Source organism: Paenibacillus sp. 2TAB26 (assembly GCF_052115145.1).
Taxonomy (GTDB): domain Bacteria; phylum Bacillota; class Bacilli; order Paenibacillales; family Paenibacillaceae; genus Pristimantibacillus.
The window spans coordinates 64,408-83,924 of record NZ_JBFRGC010000033.1; the positions used below are offsets into that span (position 1 = coordinate 64,408).

Consider the following 19,517-nt stretch of genomic DNA (forward strand, 5'->3'; position numbering starts at 1 on the left):
ATTATGAAAACAGCCTCTAGAAGAATGGTTAGATTTCTGGTTTTTATCGTGCTCGCTGTCATTGCCTTTATGGCGATGTATCCGTTGTTCTACATGGCCATCAGCAGTATGAAGCCGACGATAGAATATATCAAACATCCGATGGGTCTTCCAAAAACGTGGTATTTTGATAACTTCATCGCACTCATTTATCGCTTCTCTCTCGTTCGGTTGTTTGGCAATACGCTCGTCTACGTGGGACTTAGCTTAGTTGCTTCCCTAGCCTTGTCTATTCCGGCAGCCTATGCTTTTGCCAAATTAAAATTCAAATACCGCAACGGGTTTTATATTATTATGATCGCTACGATGACCATACCGGGTATTACTTTTATCATTCCAAACTATTTGTTGATGTCAAAGATCGGCTGGACTGACCATATCATATCCGTGGTGACTATCTGGTCTGTCTCGGCTATTCCGAGCACGGTCTTCTTACTCACTTCACTAATGAGAGCCATGCCCGATGAAGTGCTCGAAGCGATAAAAATAGACGGTGCCAAATATTATCAGGCGATGTTCAAAGTGATTTTGCCCATGAGCTTGCCGGGCGTGGTCACGGTATCGATCTTTAATGCGACGAACTGGTGGAACGATTTGTTAACCCCGCTGATCTATTTGCAATCGGATGGCTTAAAGACCGTAACCGTTGCGGTGGCGACTGTGCTCAATCGGTTCAGCTCAGACTATCCGCTGTTATTGTCAGGGCTGTTGCTTGCTTCGCTGCCGCCCATTGCGATTTATATTATTTTTCAAAGCTATATTCGTAAAGGGCTGGTTATTGGAGCTGTTAAATAAACGATATCGAATGAGGATAGGAAAGGATGTCATCACATGAGTACGAAGCAAGGACGCCTCTTATCAAAAGTAGCGATTATTACAGGAGCGGCATCAGGAATCGGTAAAGGAACGGCGCTGCTCTTTGCTGAAGAAGGCGCGAGTCTTATCCTGGTCGACATCAACGAGGAGAAACTAAACGAGGTGGCTGCCGAAATTCGCCAAATGGGCGGAAGCTGCGAGATCGTATGCGGCAGCGTGGGCCTGATGAAGACGGCTGAAGATGCTGTGGCAAGCGCGGTCAACGCTTACGGCGGGCTTGATATCGTTTTTAACAATGCGGGCATTATGCCTGTTGGCGATATTTTGGATTATGAGGAAGAAACATGGGACGAAGTGCTGCAAGTTAACCTGAAGTCGATGTTCTTAATGTGTAAAAAAGCGATCCCCGAAATGCTCAAGAGAAATGGCGGTTCCATCATTAATACATCTTCTGTCATGGCCTCCTTAACGGAGCCTGGCTATACCGCTTATTCTGCTTCCAAAGCAGGCATTATTGGTTTAACCAAAGAGATTGCCGTCTCCTATGCCGAGAAGGGCATCCGCTGCAATTCGATTTCGCCAGGCTGGGTGGAGACGGATATGAACGTCCGTCTCGCCGAAAGCATGGGCGGAATGGATAAATTGTATCCCATCATCAAGCAGCAGCAGCCGCTCGGAAGAATGGCAACGACGCGCGAGGTTGCGTATGCCGTGTTATTCCTAGCCTCCGACGAATCTGTTGTCGTTAGCGGCTCTAATCTAAGTATTGACGGAGCAGCATCGGCTGCGATTTGATAACAAGCCCTCATTCAAAATCATTCATTCTCATATGGAGGTTATACCTATGGCTAAAATTAGCATTATCGGAGCAGGATCTGCCATGTTCTCCCTCAGCCTAATCAAGGACATCTGCTTGACGCCTTCTCTTGAAGGCAGTGTCGTCAGCTTTATGGATATCGATGAGCAGAGATTGGAAAGCGCATATTCCCTTTGCGAACGCTACGCCAAAGAAGCTAATATCCATCTAGTGCTGGAGAAGACGACGGATCGTAGAGAATCGCTACGCGGAGCCGACTTCGTCGTGCTTGCTGCGCTGGTCGGAGGCCATCAGCGCTTGAAGGACGGATGGGATATAGCCCAGAAGCACGGTTATCGGTTTGGCGGGAGCCTGCATGTGATGCATGACGAAGGCTTCTGGATTAATTTCGATCAGCTGCGGCTGATGGAATCGGTCATGCTGGATATTTTGGAGATTTGTCCGGACGCTTGGTATATGCTCGTGTCCAATCCGGTCATGGCGGGGGTAACCTACTTGCAGCGCAAGTATCCACAGGCCAAGCTGGCAGGCTTCTGCCATGGTTCTAACGGGGTAAAAGCTGTTGCTGAGGTCATTGGACTCGACCCGAATCATATTACGTATGAGATTCCAGGCGTGAATCACTTTATTTGGCTGACCGAGTTCCGATACAAAGGGGAAAATGCATTTCCTATTTTGGATCGTTGGATCGAAGAAAAATCGGCTGCTTACATTGAGAACTGCGCTACCTGCGACTGGTTAGGTCCCAAAGCGCTTGATCTCTATAAGAAATTCGGCGTATTTCCAATTGGCGATACGGGAAATCCGGGCGGAGGCTCTTGGCCAGCTTGGCACCATGCGGATCAAGAAACGGAGCATCTCTATAAGGAAGACCCACAGGCTTGGTGGCGGGATCTTTACTTTGCGGGAGGTGCAGCTGGCGTAGAGAGAATCCGGAAGGTTTCTGAAAATACGACAGAAGCAGTTATGGATCATTTCCCGCCGGTGCATTCGTCAGAACCGATGATTCCTTTTATTGAAGCGATAGCATGTGATGTGCCTAGAGTGATGATCCTTAATATATTGAATGACAGCAACTACGTGCCGGGCATCCCGCTCGATTTTCAGGTGGAAATTCCTTGTTACGTCAGTGGAATCGGCGTTCAAGGCATTAAGACCAAAGGCTTGCCTAAGCCTCTGATTAACTTTGCGCTTCGCGATCGTGTCGCACCCGTAGAGATTGAGCTGCAGGCCTATGATAGCGGGAATTTTGAAGATCTTGTCCAGTTAATTATGATGGATCCGTGGACCCGTTCCGAGAAACAGGCTCGTGCGCTGCTGGATGATATTCTTGAACTGCCCAGCCTTGCTGCGATGAGACAGCACTTTAATTAAGGAGGCAGGCAGAATTGGCTATCGAACAGTTTGAGCTTTATGGGGAAACGGCAATAAGGGTACAAAATGAGGAGCTGGCGTTCACGCTGGTACCGGCTTGGGGAAGCAACCTATTATCTTTGCGATTAAAAAATAAAGATCTTGAATTGCTGCGATTTCCAGAAAGTCAGGAGATGTACAAGGCAGATCCTATCTTGTATGGCCTGCCGATCCTCTTTCCTCCCAATCGCATTGCCGATGGCAAGTTTGCATTTAATGGCAGGGACTATCAGTTTGATATTAATGATGCTGCTGAACATAATCACACCCATGGCTTATTATTTGATGCGCCATGGAAGATTTTACGGGCAGAGGCAGAAGGAGAGAGGATCGTACTGGAGACGATCATTCATTCCGATGAGCATGAAGCGATTTTAGCTCGGTTTCCACATTCATTTAGTGTTCAAATGAGTTACATCTTGGAGCGGGCAACGCTCACGATTAAAGCGACAATCAGCAGCCGGGATGCCGCGCCATTTCCTTGGGGACTCGGCTACCATACGACGTTTAATTATCCGTTTGATCCCTCAGGGGATCTGGCGCAGTGCCGATTTTCTCTGAATGCGGATAAGCAGTGGGTGCTGGACGAACGTTTCTTGCCAACCGGCGAACTAGTGGATATTCCTTATTTGGAGGAGCTGCGCGAGGGGAAAAGCTTAGTCGAGCACGCGCTGGACGATGCGTTTCAGACAGCGGGAACGGGAGCCAATGAAGCGGTGCTAACCGATCTGAATTCCGGCATTCGCGTTGTGTACAGCGCGGACGAGCAATTTAAGCATTGGGTGGTCTACAACCATGATGCATGGCAGGGTTATTTGTGCCCAGAGCCTTATACTTGGATAACGAATGCACCAAACTTGCAGCTTCCGCAGGAGCTGACGGGCTTCCGTGTTCTTCAGCCTGGCGAGCAAGTGACAACAACAACACGAATTCGGATTGAAGAGGTGATTTGAGCATGTCTTTGCGCAGTGACCGATGGTTTAAACACCCGTCAAAGGAAACGCGATTCCAGCATCTGTCGGCCATGAGGGCTAATGGGCATGTTCCCGAATCATTTGTAGGCAAGCCGATTATTGGCATCTTCAACTCATGGAGTGATTTAAATAGCTGTAATGCGCCCCATAAAGAATTAGTCGAATTTGTCAAACGTGGAGTGCTGCTTGCAGGAGGATACCCGCTTGAGATGCATACAATCACGACGCCTGCTGATTTTATGAAGCCTTCGGATCTGCCTTATCGCAATTTGATGGCGATGGACGTTGAAGAATCTATTCGGGCATTGCCAATTGACGGTGCAGTGCTGCTTTGCGAATGCGATAAGACAACACCCGCCCAGCTTATGGGTGCAGCCAGCAGCAATATTCCTTCGCTGCAGCTTGCTGCCGGACACCGGGCATCGGGTTCCTTTCGCGGGAAGAAAGTGAATTATGGGACGGATCTTTGGAAGCTGATGGATGATTACAATGCTGGCCTTATGACAGACGAGGAATGGAGCGAGCTGGAAAAATGCATTTCATGCACGCAGGGAGGATGTCCCGTCATGGGCACATCCTCTACCATGAAATGCCTATCGGAGATTCTCGGCATGATGCTGCCGGGCACTTCCACGATTCCGGCCACGCATGCCAGCCGTAAATGGGCAGCCGAAGAAACGGGCAAACGAATTGTTGCGATGGTTAGGGAAGAATTGACTCCGGCTCGTCTAATGACGGAAGCTGCATTCGATAATGCCATCAAGCTGCTGGCAGCGCTTGGCGGCTCTACCAATGCGGTTATCCACTTAACTGCGATTGCAGGGCGGCTCGGGATCCATATTCCCTTAAAGAGATATGAAGAAAGATCAAGTGAAATTCCGCTTTTGGTCAATCTTCAACCAAGTGGAGAGCACAGTATGGATGACTTTTTTGAAGCAGGCGGACTTGGCGCTGTGATCAGCAGGCTGCTGCCCCAGCTCGATGCGACCTGTCTGAGTGCACTGGGAACTACGATTGAAGAATGTTATCGCGATTATCCCGCTTACCGGGATGATGTTATTTATTCTCTGGCCGAACCTTATAAAGTGGAAGCGGGCATTGCTGTACTAACAGGTAATTTGGCGCCTTCGGGAGCTATTCTGAAACGAGCAGCTAGTTCCTTAATTAATCATCAACATAGAGGCCAAGCCATAGTATTCGATAGCTATGAAGAGATGTATGAAACCATTGATAGCGAGGAGTTGGAGGTCGATGAGACCTCCGTGTTAGTTCTGCGAAACTGCGGACCGGTGGGAGCAGGGATGCCCGAATGGGGAGCGCTGCCGATTCCGAAGAAGCTGTTAAAGCAGGGAATTCGGGATATGGTAAGGATCAGCGACGCCCGAATGAGTGGAACAAGCTTTGGTACGAATATTTTGCATGTTTCGCCGGAAGCCCAGCTTGGAGGGCCTATCGCTGCCATTCGAAGCGGGGACTGGATTGTGGTTGATCTGGATCACGGTACGATTAGCGTAGAGCTGACGGATGTGGAAATACGTGAGCGTCTGCGTGATTGGTCGCCTGTTCGTACGCATAAGCGAGGGTTTATGAAGCTGCATGCGGATCATGTATTGCAAGCCGACCAAGGCTGCGACCTTGATTTTTTGCGTCCAAATTCCAAAGAGGAAGTTAGTTTTATAGAACCAATCGTCGGAAGAGGCTAGTGGGAGTTAGTCATTCACATACATGGAATGCTTCGAGGGGGAAACAACGATGTACAAAGCTCAAGCCTTTGCGGCTAGTCTGGGCCTGCCGGACAAAGAGCAGTATCAGCTCGCGACAAGTGCTAAAAGATTTGAAGATGGAGCCCATTACCGTGTGGAAATCCCTTCGGTAGAGGGTCCTGCAATAATGGAGAGCGTTATTGCAGAAGCCAAACAATATGGACTAACGGTCAACCGCGTCTCTCAGGGCAGCGGAATTATGCTGTTAAGTGATTCAGAAATTGGTGATATGGTCCAAATAGGCATGGCGGAAGGGATGGAGGTATGCCTCTTCGTTGGGCCTCGCATGAGCTTTGATATCGGAGCCATGTCTCTTAGCAGCAGTGGAAAGCTGCTTGGCGGGCGGCATGCAGGAATGGATCAGCTGCTCTATGGATTGGAAGAAATATTTCGTGCGGCTGAATTAGGCATTCGAAGCGTTCTTGTGGCGGATGAAGGCTTATTATGGCTGATCAATCAAGCGAAAATCAAGGGTCAGCTGCCAGCTGATTTGGTCGTTAAAATTTCAGCGCTGATGAGTCCGACCAATCCGGTAAATGCTCGGATTTTTACGGAGCTTGGCGGCACTACCTTGAATTTGCCGGGTGATATTACTCTGCCGCAGCTGTCATCGATTCGAACTGTGGTTGATGCTCCGATTGATCTCTATATTGAGTCGCCGGATGATTTAGGAGGTTTTATCCGCAACTATGAAATCCCGGAAATTGTAAGAATTGCTTCGCCGGTTTATCTGAAATTCGGTCTTCGAAATGCAGCTAGCGTGTATCCAGCGGGTATTCACAACAAGGAGCTGGCCATCGCCCAGTGCAGGGAGAAAGTGCGCAGAGCTCATTTGGGCATTCAAGTTCTCGACAGGTATCATTCGTCTGCCATTCAATCCGACAGTTTTGCCGAGGGGTTGGGAATTCCTTCAGTGAGCTAAAGCGATAACCCTAGGGATGGAGTGAATAGAGAAATGACTATAGAGCAGAATTATTTGAATTTTATTGATGGAAAATGGAGYGTATCCGCAACCGGAAGGTTGACGGAAAGCATTAATCCTGCGAATTCGTCTGAGATCGTCGGATATGTGCAAGATTCCAACGAAGCGGATCTTGAGCTTGCGGTGAGCGCCGCTAATCGTGCCAAAGAAGCATGGCGCAGGCTTTCGGGCGCGGCCCGGGGCGATTATCTGTTCAAGGCTGCTAACCATCTAGAGGCAAGACTGGAAGAGATAGCTGAAACCATGATGCGCGAGATGGGCAAGACCCTTGCGGAATGTAAAGGTGAAACGGCTCGTGGAGTTGCTATTCTTCGTTATTATGCGGGGGAAGGCATGCGGAAGACAGGTGACGTTATACCTTCAACTGACCCTGAGGCGATCATGTTCACAACTAGAGTGCCTCTAGGCGTTGTGGGTGTTATAACGCCGTGGAATTTTCCGGTTGCGATCCCGATGTGGAAAATGGCTCCGGCGCTTATTTATGGCAATACGATTGTCATAAAGCCAGCCATTGAAACGTCGATTACGGCGGCAAAGCTGCTTGCATGCTTTGAGGAAGCAGGCTTTCCGTCTGGCGTTGTCAATATGGTCACAGGTGACGGTGCTCTAATTGGTGGCGGTATTGCCAATCATTCCAATATTCAAGGTATTACCTTTACGGGTTCCAATAAAGTAGGGAAGCAGATTGGCCAAGCGGCTCTTTCGCGTGGAGCCAAGTATCAATTGGAGATGGGCGGGAAAAATCCGCTTATCGTCGCTGAAGATGCTAACCTCGATCTTGCGGTAGAAGCAGCGATTAGCGGTGGTTTGAAATCCACGGGACAAAAATGTACGGCTACGAGCAGGATCCTCGTGCAAGCCTCGATTTATGAAGCTTTCCGGGCGAAGCTGCTGGATCAAGTCAAACAATTGAAGCTGGGAAATGGGAAGGATTCCACCACATGGATGGGGCCTTGTGCCAATGAAAAGCAGCGTAATACCGTTCTTTCCTACATTAATAAGGGAATCGCGGAAGGGGCTAGCCTCCTCTATGGCGGAAGCATACCGGAGGATGAGGAATTGTCGAATGGCTATTACGTGCAACCGACCGTCTTCGAAAAGGTAACCGTGGATATGACGATTGCCAAGGAGGAAATTTTTGGTCCGGTACTGGCGCTCATACCTTTTGTGGACTTGAAGGAGGCTTTATCGCTGGCCAATGACGTGGAATATGGACTGAGTGCCTCTATTTATACACAAAATATTAACCATATATTGACCTTTATTTCTGATATGGATGCAGGCTTGGTACGCATAAATGCGGAAACGGCAGGTGTGGAGCTGCAGGCACCATTTGGCGGAATGAAGCAATCTAGCTCGCATTCGAGAGAGCAGGGGCAAGCGGCAATCGAATTTTTCACCTCAATTAAAACCGTTTTTTTGAAAGCTTAATGTAAATAGGAAAACAAGAAAGCCCCAGTGAAGCAAGAGCTCACTGGGACTTTTTAACTCAACTTTCGCAGCTTGAAATCGGTAGTAGCGGAGAATGTATTAAATTTAATTCGTAAGATTTTCAGTGGCCTCTTGCCGTCGTAGTTTTTTTGTTATGCGGCACACGGCTTGAGTCAACCCGCATTGTAGTTTTTTTGATATTGCCGCGGCGTAAGCCCCGTCCATTTCTTGAAGGTCGAGCTAAAGTGACGTTCCTCTTGATAGCCAACCAGCTTGGAAACCGCATAAATTTTATAGCTTTGGCGCAGCAGCTCCTTGGATTGCTCTACGCGGTATTGATGCAAATAATCAAGAAAGTTAACGCCAAGCTCTTGCTTGAACAGCGAGCTTAAATAGGAATTGCTGACGAAGGTTTCCTTGGCAGCAAGCTCTAGTGTGAGATTTGTATTGTACTTTTGCTTAATCAACTCAATGGTAGCATGCACGGTACGATGCAGTGACTTCTGGTTCGATACAGCCTCGACGATGCTTTGCACGATTTTTTGCAGGACGACGGAGCAATCATCAAGCGTCTCCATGTTAGGGATTTGCTCGATCCAGTTCACGAAGCTGTCCTGCCATTCGATAGAGGCAACTTTGCGCTCTTGGGCGAATTTTTGCAGCTCTAGAATAAGACTTGTGGAGCGCAGATGAACCTCAGCTTTGGAATAGCTCGAATTGTTCCGAATATGAGACATGCTCGCTTCAATGGCATCAACTGCCTGCTCATAATGCTCGTTCTGCAAGGCGAGAAGCAGGTCTTTTTCGAGTCGATGCAAATAGGCATCGTCTAGAATGGAGCTTTTGGCAGCGGTTTGCTTACCAGTCTCGGCATGAAAAAATATGCCGCCTCTTCCTTGATAGAATCTGGCTTCCATCGCTTCAATCGCTTGCTGGTAACCGATATGCGCATAATCAACCGAAGCAGCTGCAGAGCTGATTGATATGCTGATCGAGAGCTTCAGATAAGCTTCAAGATTAAGCTGGAGCTCCTTCATAGCACCTTCAATCGCCTCGTTGGTCGTGTTTTCTGGATAATTTCCGATCCATAACATCTCGTCGCCATGGCGAAACACCTCAAGCTTGCCATCGTATAACGGCCGAAGGGTTTCACCTGCAATATTCAGCAGCGCATAACGTATAAGCTCTAAATCACGTTTGGATGCGGTGACGTTCTGCGCCTTGTTGGAGTCAATGCGGATCAGACCGACTTGAATGGGTCCGCACGAGAGCGTCATGTCCACTTCACTCATTACGCTGGATCGATCCTCCAGAGGCATGAGCGGGTGCTGAACCCATTGCGATAAAATCTGATTTTTCAGCAGATGAAGGTTGCGATTCCAGCTGCGGTTAAGGGCATTTAAAGCTTTATCTTCATTTTCGGATTGTTCAATTTTTCGCTTTAAGTCCATAATTACACGAATAATATCATGCGGCATACAAGGCTTTAAGAGGTAGTCGGAAACACCAAGCTTGATCGCTTCCTTGGCATATTCAAACTCATTGTAGCCGGTCAGCAGCACAGAATGAAATTCATGGCCGGCTGCTTTGGCTTCACGAATAAGGTCAAGACCGTTTAGAAAAGGCATACGGATATCGGTCAGCAGCAAATCAGGGGGATTGTTATGAATCATTTCCAAAGCCTGTTTGCCATTCTCCGCTTCTCCGGCAATCTCAATGCCATACAGCTTCCAGTCGACAAGTGTAAGAATGCCTTCTCGGAACGATTGCTCATCCTCTGCAACGATCATTTTAAGCACCATTTCCATTGCCTCCTTGTTTAATTCGCAGTTGCACCCTCGTGCCTAAGCCTTCCTTGCTTACGATCTCGAATTCTGCCTGTTCATAAAATAAAGCGAGCCTTTCCTTGATGTTAGCCAGTGCCATCCCAGAGTGAGCGTCATCCGTTTGCAAGTTGCGCATTGGCTCCTCTACGGTTGGTTGATTAAGAAGGTATACCTGTTTCTCCGGCATGCCAGGTCCGTTATCGGTGACTTCTAGAATAATAAGAGAGTCCTCTGTATAAGCCTTGATGTGAATATGTCCATTTCCGCCTGAGGGCTCGATGGCATGGATAATCGCATTCTCGACGAGCGGCTGCAGGAGCAGCTTAGGCATACGAAAGTGCTCAATTGAGGGCTCCAAATCAATCTCAAAATTAAACCTCGTCGTAAATCGTTTCTTTTGCAAAAATAAATAGTTTCGTACCAGCTCGATCTCGTGCTTCAGCTCTACAAAATCGTTGCCGCTATTCAGGCTTAGTCGGAACACTTGGGAGAGTGAGAGGACCATCTCGGATATTTCTTTATCCCCCTTCTGCACGGCGCTCCAGTTTATCATATTTAAAGTGTTGTATAGAAAATGTGGATTAATTTGCGATTGCAGCGCCTTCAGCTCGGCTTCCTTCTGCTTCAGTCGCGAAGCATATACGTCATCAATTAAGGTTTTAATTCGTCCAACCATCGTATTGTACAAATGGCCGAGTCTGCCGATCTCATCGTTGCCGTTGAAGTGTACCCTCTGCGTAAAATCCCCCGTTTGGAGCGCCCTCATGGAGAACATCAGCTTTTTCATCGGATTCGTAATAATGCGGGCAATGACCCAAGAGACAATAATCGTGATGAGCGTTACGATCGCCATGATCGAGAAGGTGACGGAGCCGATATGCTTCAATTCGAGCACCAGCTTGCTGCGATCTTGGATAACGACAGTTCGCCAGCCGGTAATATCCGATAAGGAATCTGAAACGATATAATGTTCGTTTTCCTTAAGCAGCGCTAATCCTTCTGCAGGTTCGATGGCAGCTGTATCCATCTGATCGAATACAGGCAGCATTGTTATCGGTTTGCCAATCATGCGCAAATCAGTTGAGGCGAGTATGGTGCCTTGATCATTCATTACAAACTGTGTAGCTTCCTCATCGTCATGATATAAGGATTTGCTTAGCTTATCTGCGTCCATCCCTATAATTAAAAGGCCGCTTCGAACATAGTTGTAAAAGTTTTTGTACGGCTTCACTAAAACGATCTTGTGATGGGTGTCACCAAGCAGAATGCCATCCGAAGGGTAAAACATATCCCAAATTTGTCCTGATTCTGTATTAGCGAGCCTCTCATAGTAACGTGTTTTCATAAAACGCTCAAGGCTGATAGCGCTTGCAATACCGGTCTGTGTAATCGCAAACGGCTGAGCGGGCACATCATCCTTCGTAGAGGGATAAAGCACTAGCGATTGGATCGTTTCACCGGTAACCATAAGCGGCAGCAAATTTTTGAACACTTGATCACGGCGCTGCTGCGTGTCGCCATTCATAACCATGCTTTGAACGGTCGGATTTAGAAACAAGTAATTAGAGAAGCTTAACGTGTTTTTGGCAAAATAGTCGAGTTGATCCTTTGTCTTGATCGCCATGTTCATTTGAGATTGATGAAGCTTATCTACCACTTCTCCCGAGGCAATGTAATAAGAATACAGCCCGGTAATCCCAACGGTTGCAATCAGAAGGGGAATGACTAAGGTTAGCAGTTTCCGTTGCAGCGTAATATGTCGAAAGGGAGTAAAAAAGGATCGCATCATGTTCACCTGTAGCATTCAGATTTGTGACTTCAGTATACCAAGAAATAAATCCAGTTAGGCTGATTTTGGGAATGATCCAAAAAATGAGGCATCTATTCTTAAATTTGGCTCATATTTTGTCGCAGATATAACACGATATAATGGGGACAGAACAGGGAACGCCTGCTCAAATAAAAAAAGGTGGGGTAGCGATGAGAAAAATATGGATTTCGCTAGTAGCAATAATGATGGTTTTTACAGTAGCAGCGTGCAGCTCCGGCAATAATGGGAAAAACGGAAGCAGCGAAGCGACGAATAGTCCAACTAATGCAGCAAAAGAAACGGAGGCGCCGAAAGAGAAGGAGCCGGAGCAGGTAACACTTAAGTTTTTCACAGCGCTGGCTGACCGCTCTAATGGAGCAGGTAAAATCGAGCAAGCAATCATTGATAGTTATATGGCAGAAAATCCAAATGTGAAAATAGAAGTAGAAGCGCTTCAAGATGAGCCTTACAAAGCGAAAATTAAAGTATATGCATCAACAGATGCAGTACCTGACATTATCCAGGCGTGGGGCCAAACTTCTTTTATTAAACCTTTGATCGACAACAACATGCTGCTTGAGTTAAATGAAGCAGATTTTGAGAGCAGCAACTTTGTACCAGGTGCAAAAGATGGATTCTCCCAAGATGGCAAACTATACGGATTGCCGCGTGGTACAGATTTCTTGGTTATCTACTATAACAAGAAAATTTTTGACGACAATAACTTAACGGTTCCAACAACAACGGCAGAATTGCTTGAAGTATCCAAGCAGCTGAGAGCAAAAGGCATTAACCCGCTTGCAACAAACGCAATGGAAGGCTGGTCACTGCCAATCTGGTTTGAGTATGCAGCACAGCGCCACACAGGCAATTTTGACAAAATGGATGCGGTATTGAAGGGTGAAGCTAAATTCTCAGGCGACGCTGACTTCCTTGCAGCAGCACAAGACATCGCTGCACTGGCAGAGAACAAAGCACTTGCAGATGGATTCATGACAGCAGATTACGGCACTTCCCGCAACTTGTTCGGGCAAGGCCAAGCGGCAATGTTCGTGATGGGTAACTGGGAAGCAGGTCTTGCAACAGACGAGAACTTCCCTGAAGATTTCCGCAATAACGTAGGAGCGATCTCTTACCCGGCTTCTGATAAAGGTAAAGCAACAGATGTAGCTGCATGGTATGGCGGCGGTTACTCCGTATCGAAAACATCGAAGCACCCTGAAGCAGCAGTCGCTTTCTTGCAATATTTCTTCAAGCCTGAGAACTGGGCGAAGCAAGTATGGCAAACAGGATCAGGCACTCCAGCTCAGAAGTTTGATCAATTCCTGACTGGCAACGAAACAGCGCTTCAAAAACAATTGGTTGGCATTTTCAGCGCAATGACTTCTTCCAGCGGTACACCGGTACATGATAACGGTACGGATGAATTCAAGACAAAAGTAATGGAAGCTCACCAAAAGCTGTTTGGAAAACAAATTACACCTGAGCAGTTCTTAACAGAAATGGACGCAGCTGTCGGTGTTCTGAAGTAAACAAATGAGCTAGTTAGCTGATGGGGCAGCCGAATTCATTCGGTCTGCCCCGCCTTCTACCAAAGAGAGAGCGGGGAGAACCATGCACAAACTGATGAGCAATCGCATCACCATTTTTTGGCTAGTCGCACCGGGTTTTATGCTGTTTCTCTTCATGGTTTGCTTTCCTATCATTATGAGTGCATATTACGGTACGACGAATTGGACAGGAATCGGTGCTTACGAGTTCGTTGGACTCGAGAATTACCAAAAGATTTTGTTTCATGACAGCGTTTTTTGGCGTTCATTGCTTAATGCCCTACTGCTGCTTGCAGCTACGCTTCTGATTCAACACCCGATTGCGCTTTTGTTCTCCATATTTGTGATGCATGCAGGAAAGCTAGAGAAATGGTTTCGGGCTATCTTTTTTATACCAGCAGTTATTTCAATCGTTGTTACTTCGAAAATGTGGGTAAGCGTATTTCATCCGAACTTTGGGATGTTAAATAAATTGCTTGAAGGCGTTGGTCTAAGCACCTGGAAACAGGATTGGCTGGGCGATTCAAATATTGCCATTTGGTGCATTATCGTTGTGGTCATGTGGCAAGGCTTTGGTTATGCGCTTCTGCTTTATTACGCCGGACTTCAAGGCATACCAAAGGATCTTTATGAGGCGGCAGAGCTTGATGGAGCTGGAAGAGTGAAGCTGTATACGCGTGTTATCATTCCACTTCTCTCGCCAATGGTTCGAGTTGCAGTCGTCATCGCGGTTACGGCTTGCTTGAAGCAGATGGAAACCGTATTCCTCATGACGAACGGAGGACCTGCCAATACGACACAATTTATTGGTAATTACCTTTATAAAACGGCGTTTTCCTCGTCGCTGTACGGCTATGGAAACGCAATATCCGTTGTGTTCGTTATCATTTGTCTCATTATTACGGTAGCGATGAACAAAGCGTTCAAAAAAGATGTTGGTGAGTTTTAATACTCACCCTTGTATATGCACATTTGGTATATGAATTATTTTAGGAGGCATGCCCGTGGAAGCTCTTGCAGCTAAGACCAATCGCCAAGCGAAAAACGGCAAGAAGAAGGACGCCGCATCGCCCGCATTAAAGGTCATTCTTCATCTCGTTTTATGGGTCGTAGCGCTTCTGCAAATTTTTCCGCTCATTTGGCTCATCAATTATTCCTTTCTGAAGAGCGGAGATTTTTTTGGCAGCGGCATATTAAAATGGCCCAAAACATTTGAATGGAATAACTATGTGAATGCATTCAATTACGGGAGCGTTCCAAAGTTTCTATTAAACAGTGTTTTTATTACGACTGTAACGATCTTGGTTGCTGCTTTTCTAGCGCTTATGCTCGGCTATGCGTTCACTCGGATGGAATGGAAGCTGCGCGGTCCTGCGATGGCGTTCATTATGCTCGGTATGATCGTACCGATTCATGCGACCTTGCTGCCGAACTTTATTTTGTTCGACAAGCTGAATCTCATTGACAACCCGTTGTCCTTGATCCTTCCTTACATTGCTTTTTCGCTTCCAATAAGCTTGCTCATTATTTCGGGTTTTCTTGAAACCATTCCGAAGAGCATAGAGGAGTCGGCGGTTATGGACGGCTGTTCGGTCTATGGCGTTATTTTCCGAATTATTATGCCGATGACGAAACCTGCCATTGCGACGGTTTGTATTATGAACTTCATCAGCTGGTGGAATGAATTCATTATGGCCAATACATTTCTAACATCCGAGACTTTCAAGACGCTGCCATTTTCCATTATGAAGTTTACCGGTCAGTACTCATCCAATTATGGCGCACAGTTCGCGGTAATGACCATCATCGCTTTGCCGACAGTTATCATCTATTTATTGTTTACAGAGCAAATGTCACGCGGAATTACGGCTGGTGCAGTTAAGGGTTAAATGAGGAGAGTATAAGGAGGCTGAGGAAGCGTGCAAACACCTGTTACGGCAAATGCAGCAGTAAAGAGCTCGCGAAGAGAGAAACCGTTGTGGCGGCGGTTTCTGGCGCAATGGCAAGTACAGCTCATGATATTTCCAGCACTGATCTTTATACTCGTATTTAATTATTTTCCGATGTACGGTGTCTTGATGGCATTTCAGGACTACAGCTTATTTAAAGGTTTTTTTGGTAGCACATGGGCGGGTTTTAAACATTTCGAAATGTTTTTTAACTCGCCGGATTTTTATAGAGTCATTCGGAATACGATTGTGATCAGCTTGCTTAAGCTGGTCATTAACTTTCCGGCTCCGATTCTGCTTGCCCTGATGTTAAACGAAGTAAGGAACATGGCTTTCAAAAGAATCATTCAAACGATCAGTTATTTGCCTCACTTCTTGTCATGGGTTATCGTGTCTGGTTTTACGATCTCCATTTTGTCCGTGGATAACGGCAGCTTAAATATTTCACTGCAAGCACTTGGGCTTATTGATAAGCCGATTAATTTCTTGTCGTTGCCCGAATATTTCTGGGGAATTATCGTGACGACGAATTTGTGGAAGGAAATCGGATTTGCAACGATTGTTTATCTAGCAGCTATCGCAGGCGTGAATCCCAGCTTGTATGAAGCGGCTTCTATTGATGGTGCTAGCAAATTCAAACAAATATTTTTGATAACGCTTCCATCGATTACTCCGGTTATTATCATTTTTCTAATTCTGAACATCGGAAGCTTATTGAATGCAGGGTTTGATGATTTGCTCTTGCTCGGCAGGAGTGCAATGCTCCGAGACGTGGCGGACGTCATCGATACGTATGCTTACCGGGTAGGCATTATTAATAATCGATTCTCGTATGCGGCGGCTGTTGGTCTGTTTAAAGCGATTATAAGTGTAGGCTTGCTGACGATGGCAAACTACATGGCTAGGAGAGCAGGTTCAAGCCTATGGTAATTGAGCGAACTTCTATCAATATTCAGAAAAGTGGTGAAGCCTAGTGAAGCTGAGCAGCAGCGATAAAGTATTGCAGGTTTGGATTTATATTTTACTAGTGCTACTTGGGCTCGCTACGCTGTACCCGTTCTGGAACTCCGCGGTGATTTCCTTTAACGAAGGGCTCGACACGGCAAAAGGCGGAATAACGTTATGGCCAAGGGTGTTCACGATTGATAATTATAGAATCGTATTTCAAAATAACCGGATTATTGATGCGTTCCTAATCTCGGTGTCCCGTACCGTTGTCGGCACGTTGATCTCTATTTTCTTAACGGCCATCTTCGCTTATGGCTTGTCCGTTAAAGGCGTTATCGGCAAAAAGTATTATATGATCTTTGCGATTATTACGATGTATTTCAGCGGGGGACTTATTCCCTTTTACCTGCTGAACCGCGAGCTTGGCTTAATGGATACGTTCTGGGTTATGGTCATTCCGACAGCGGTAAGCGTGTGGAATATGATTATATTCCGTACCTTCTTTATGGGGCTGCCTGATGGACTAGAGGAATCTGCGAAGATCGATGGAGCCAGTACGTTTGGGATCTTTTTCAAAATCGTATTGCCTTTATCTGGGCCTGTTTTAGCAACGCTTTCACTGTTTACGGCTGTCTATCACTGGAATGACTGGTTTACAGCTACGATTTTTATTAATGACGCTAAGCTATATCCGATTCAAACTTTACTGCAGCAAATTATGAACTCCAACACGATGAGCGAGCAGCTCTCGATCGCTTCACAAGGAAGCGGCGCTGCCTCAGATGCGTTAAGCAGAATGCAGAGTGTGACGAGCAAATCCTTAACGATGGCTACGATGATGGTAGCGACGATTCCTATCGTTTTGGTGTATCCGTTCGTACAGCGTTTTTTCGTAAAAGGCGTAATGATCGGCTCCTTAAAGGAGTAATGTGGGTATTCGACCTTAGCGCTTCGGTGATGGGTATGAGTATATATTAAAAATTGGGAGGTTTACGAACATGAAAGGAAAAAAGCTGTTAACTGTGCTTATGACCGCTGGTCTTGCCGGTACTGTGCTTCTAGCTGGCTGCTCCAGTAACGACGGCGGAAAATCAAGCAATTCGGGCAATACAGGTAAGGAAGGCACGAATAAAACAGAGACTAGCAATGGATTTGTTTTGGGAGAAACACCGGTTAACTTTTCTTATTATGTTCATTATGATTGGTGGACTACGGAGCCGTGGGGTGCTAATCCGAATAGTAAATGGGTACAAGATAATCTAAAAGTAACCGTAGAGCCGATTCAATCCGGCGGCGCTGCAGCGCAAAAGTTGAGCACGATGATTGCGTCGAAGGAGCTTCCGGGTGCAATTATGATGGACCGGGGACCTGAAGTAGAACGATTGAGAGCTGCGGGAGCACTTGTTCCGCTGGATGATTATATCGACAAATATCCGAACCTGAAGAAATGGGCAGGCGAAGAGACGCTAAACATGCTCCGCTCGAGCGACGGCAAAATCTATCAATTCCCGAACTGGTATACAGCAGCGCCTACGGGCAACGGCGGCTGGTTTGTGAACAAGAAAATTTACGCAGACCTTGGCTCACCGAAGCTTGAAACAATCGATGATTTGTATGCTTACTTAAAGCAGGTCAAAGATAAATATCCGGACGTGATTCCATTAGAGGTAGGCGGAAATGGCTCGGGTGTTGAGGTAATGTTCCCTAGCTTCCAGGAGGGTGCAAACGGTGCGTTCCACTCGATGAAAGCATATCCTAATGGGGATAAGTTTGATACGATTTACAACAACGAAGCTTGGAAAGAAACGATGCTGTTCGCAAGCAAGTTATTTAGAGAAGGCCTTATGACACAGGATGCAATGACTCAAAAGGATGATCAGGTAAAAGAGAAGCTTGCAACGGGCAGAGTAGCTGTATTTGTTGGCGGTAATGCGACTAATGTGGGACGCGAAGGCCATAACGCATTAAAGGCAAAAGATCCAAATGCAGGTTATGAATTTATTTGGCCAATTGCTAAATCAGGATTGGATAAAAACAAAATTTATCCAAACGGTTATAACGCACTAGGTTGGAACGTTAACGTCATTACAACAAGCGCTAAAAATCCAGAAGGTATTTTTGCGTATTTGGATTGGATGACGGGCGAGGAAGGCACTCGTATCATGTTCTTCGGGCCAAAAGGCTTGTACTGGGATGAATTTGATGCGGATGGCGCACCGATACCGAACGACAAATGGTTCAGCACGCCGCAAGAAGAGAAGGACAAAGATAAGCTGGAAGCCTATGTATGGGCAGGAAACGCAACCTTTGTAGATACGAGCAAGCAAAAGATCGAGCAAACGCTGCCGGAAGAACAACGCAACTGGGGTTCGTTGGCACAGCTTAACATTGCATGGAAAACATCGATGAATATGACGCAATTCAATAACATCGATCCGGCTCCTGAGACGGATGAAGGAATCATTAATCAGCAAGTGACGGAAACAGCTAACGAGTATTTCGGTAAAATTCTGTTCGCGAAAAGCGATGCGGAGGTGCTTAGCTTGATCGAAGAAGCGAAAAAGACAACAACCTCGCTTGGCTTCGATAAAGTAAATGAGTACCGTACAGCAAGATGGCAAGAAAACCTTGCTTTGATTAACGGCAAGTAATTGTTGTAAATGAGCGAGCTCAGGAGGGCCGCTCCTAGGTAGGATTCTACCTAGGAGCGGCCTTCTTTTTGTTGTTGTAAGAACGAATGGGTTTCTACAACAGTATTTCACACGTTCGCCAACGCCGAAATGAAGCTGTAAGCACGCATACGTTCTTACAGCGGACAAACTGAGGTTACTTTCTGGCTGTAAGCGCAAATAGGTTCCTATAGCTGTGGTTCGCACGTTCGCCGACGCCGAAAAGAAGCTGTAAGCACGCATACGTTCTTACAGCGGACAAATGGAGGTTACTTTGTGACTGTAAGCGCAAATAGGTACTTACAGCAGAGGTTTGCACGTTCGCCGACGCCGAAAAAAAGCTGTAAGCACGTATACGTTCTTACACCGGACAAACTAAGGTTACTTTGCAGCTGTAAGCGCAAATAGGTACTTACAGCAGAGGTTTGCACGTTCGCCTACGCCGAAAAGAAGCTGTAAGCACGTATACGTTCTTACACCGGACAAACTGAGGTTACTTTGCAGCTGTAAGCGCAAATAGGTTCTTACAG

At 46.6% G+C, this 19,517-nt stretch carries 15 protein-coding genes; 13 read left to right on the top strand and 2 right to left on the bottom strand.

Annotated features, from left to right (window positions below; all coding sequences use genetic code 11):
* The first annotated feature begins 3 nt into the window (after nucleotides 1-3).
* From AB4Z50_RS29805 to gucD, 7 genes are read left to right on the top strand one after another with little or no spacing between them, the layout of a single operon-like run.
* Complete coding sequence (locus AB4Z50_RS29805) at nucleotides 4-834, top strand: carbohydrate ABC transporter permease (protein ID WP_441885081.1); 831 nt, start codon at nucleotides 4-6, stop codon at nucleotides 832-834.
* Between the two features lie 36 nt (nucleotides 835-870).
* Nucleotides 871-1,650, top strand: coding sequence for an SDR family NAD(P)-dependent oxidoreductase (locus AB4Z50_RS29810; protein WP_441885083.1), 780 nt, complete (start codon nucleotides 871-873; stop codon nucleotides 1,648-1,650).
* 49 nt (nucleotides 1,651-1,699) lie between these two features.
* Nucleotides 1,700-3,046, top strand: a complete 1,347-nt coding sequence (locus AB4Z50_RS29815; protein WP_441885085.1) for a family 4 glycosyl hydrolase — start codon at nucleotides 1,700-1,702, stop codon at nucleotides 3,044-3,046.
* Nucleotides 3,047-3,060: 14 nt separating this feature from the next.
* The gene (locus tag AB4Z50_RS29820; protein WP_441885087.1) at nucleotides 3,061-4,038 is read left to right on the top strand and encodes an aldose 1-epimerase; all 978 of its coding nucleotides are present in this window, start codon (nucleotides 3,061-3,063) and stop codon (nucleotides 4,036-4,038) included.
* A gap of 2 nt (nucleotides 4,039-4,040) precedes the next feature.
* A complete protein-coding gene (locus AB4Z50_RS29825) occupies nucleotides 4,041-5,762 on the top strand; it encodes a dihydroxy-acid dehydratase (RefSeq protein WP_441885089.1) in 1,722 nt (573 codons plus the stop codon).
* 49 nt (nucleotides 5,763-5,811) lie between these two features.
* Nucleotides 5,812-6,744: a hypothetical protein gene (locus AB4Z50_RS29830; RefSeq protein WP_441885091.1), complete on the top strand. Its 933-nt coding sequence runs from the start codon at nucleotides 5,812-5,814 to the stop codon at nucleotides 6,742-6,744.
* A 33-nt stretch (nucleotides 6,745-6,777) separates the two neighbouring features.
* Nucleotides 6,778-8,235, top strand: coding sequence for an alpha-ketoglutaric semialdehyde dehydrogenase GucD (gucD, locus tag AB4Z50_RS29835; protein ID WP_441885093.1), 1,458 nt, complete (start codon nucleotides 6,778-6,780; stop codon nucleotides 8,233-8,235).
* A gap of 173 nt (nucleotides 8,236-8,408) precedes the next feature.
* Here the strand turns inward: gucD and AB4Z50_RS29840 are convergent, their stop codons facing one another.
* The gene (locus tag AB4Z50_RS29840) at nucleotides 8,409-10,037 is read right to left on the bottom strand and encodes a response regulator transcription factor (RefSeq protein ID WP_441885095.1); all 1,629 of its coding nucleotides are present in this window, start codon (nucleotides 10,035-10,037) and stop codon (nucleotides 8,409-8,411) included.
* A complete protein-coding gene (locus tag AB4Z50_RS29845) occupies nucleotides 10,027-11,850 on the bottom strand; it encodes a sensor histidine kinase (RefSeq protein WP_441885097.1) in 1,824 nt (607 codons plus the stop codon). Before AB4Z50_RS29845 ends, AB4Z50_RS29840 begins: the two co-directional genes overlap by 11 nt.
* Before the next feature lie 191 nt (nucleotides 11,851-12,041).
* Here AB4Z50_RS29845 and AB4Z50_RS29850 point away from each other — a divergent pair, with 191 nt between their 5' ends.
* The 6 genes from AB4Z50_RS29850 (at nucleotide 12,042) to AB4Z50_RS29875 (ending at nucleotide 18,969) form a co-directional block, all read left to right on the top strand.
* Nucleotides 12,042-13,403 carry an ABC transporter substrate-binding protein gene (locus tag AB4Z50_RS29850; RefSeq protein WP_441885099.1) on the top strand — a complete coding sequence of 454 codons (1,362 nt, stop codon included), beginning with the start codon at nucleotides 12,042-12,044 and terminating at the stop codon, nucleotides 13,401-13,403.
* Between the two features lie 82 nt (nucleotides 13,404-13,485).
* On the top strand, nucleotides 13,486-14,370 hold the full coding sequence (locus AB4Z50_RS29855) for a carbohydrate ABC transporter permease (RefSeq protein ID WP_441885101.1): 885 nt from the start codon (nucleotides 13,486-13,488) through the stop codon (nucleotides 14,368-14,370).
* A 55-nt stretch (nucleotides 14,371-14,425) separates the two neighbouring features.
* Nucleotides 14,426-15,310, top strand: a complete 885-nt coding sequence (locus AB4Z50_RS29860) for a carbohydrate ABC transporter permease (RefSeq protein ID WP_441885103.1) — start codon at nucleotides 14,426-14,428, stop codon at nucleotides 15,308-15,310.
* 126 nt (nucleotides 15,311-15,436) lie between these two features.
* A complete protein-coding gene (locus AB4Z50_RS29865) occupies nucleotides 15,437-16,300 on the top strand; it encodes an ABC transporter permease (RefSeq protein ID WP_083681842.1) in 864 nt (287 codons plus the stop codon).
* Between the two features lie 43 nt (nucleotides 16,301-16,343).
* Entirely contained in the window at nucleotides 16,344-17,246 is a 903-nt protein-coding gene (locus tag AB4Z50_RS29870; protein WP_076267345.1) for a carbohydrate ABC transporter permease, read from the top strand.
* Between the two features lie 70 nt (nucleotides 17,247-17,316).
* The gene (locus AB4Z50_RS29875; protein WP_339205056.1) at nucleotides 17,317-18,969 is read left to right on the top strand and encodes an extracellular solute-binding protein; all 1,653 of its coding nucleotides are present in this window, start codon (nucleotides 17,317-17,319) and stop codon (nucleotides 18,967-18,969) included.
* Nucleotides 18,970-19,517: the final 548 nt, after the last annotated feature.

What these genes read in the sequence shown, in the direction of transcription:
- AB4Z50_RS29825 (WP_441885089.1), top strand. Translation starts at nt 4,041, where the DNA reads ATGTCTTTGCGCAGTGACCGATGGTTTAAACACCCGTCAAAGGAAACG.
- AB4Z50_RS29865 (WP_083681842.1), top strand. Translation starts at nt 15,437, where the DNA reads ATGATATTTCCAGCACTGATCTTTATACTCGTATTTAATTATTTTCCG.
- AB4Z50_RS29805 (WP_441885081.1), top strand. Translation starts at nt 4, where the DNA reads ATGAAAACAGCCTCTAGAAGAATGGTTAGATTTCTGGTTTTTATCGTG.
- AB4Z50_RS29845 (WP_441885097.1), bottom strand. Translation starts at nt 11,850, where the DNA reads ATGATGCGATCCTTTTTTACTCCCTTTCGACATATTACGCTGCAACGG.
- AB4Z50_RS29840 (WP_441885095.1), bottom strand. Translation starts at nt 10,037, where the DNA reads ATGGTGCTTAAAATGATCGTTGCAGAGGATGAGCAATCGTTCCGAGAA.
- AB4Z50_RS29810 (WP_441885083.1), top strand. Translation starts at nt 871, where the DNA reads ATGAGTACGAAGCAAGGACGCCTCTTATCAAAAGTAGCGATTATTACA.
- AB4Z50_RS29815 (WP_441885085.1), top strand. Translation starts at nt 1,700, where the DNA reads ATGGCTAAAATTAGCATTATCGGAGCAGGATCTGCCATGTTCTCCCTC.
- AB4Z50_RS29855 (WP_441885101.1), top strand. Translation starts at nt 13,486, where the DNA reads ATGCACAAACTGATGAGCAATCGCATCACCATTTTTTGGCTAGTCGCA.
- AB4Z50_RS29830 (WP_441885091.1), top strand. Translation starts at nt 5,812, where the DNA reads ATGTACAAAGCTCAAGCCTTTGCGGCTAGTCTGGGCCTGCCGGACAAA.
- AB4Z50_RS29875 (WP_339205056.1), top strand. Translation starts at nt 17,317, where the DNA reads ATGAAAGGAAAAAAGCTGTTAACTGTGCTTATGACCGCTGGTCTTGCC.
- AB4Z50_RS29850 (WP_441885099.1), top strand. Translation starts at nt 12,042, where the DNA reads ATGAGAAAAATATGGATTTCGCTAGTAGCAATAATGATGGTTTTTACA.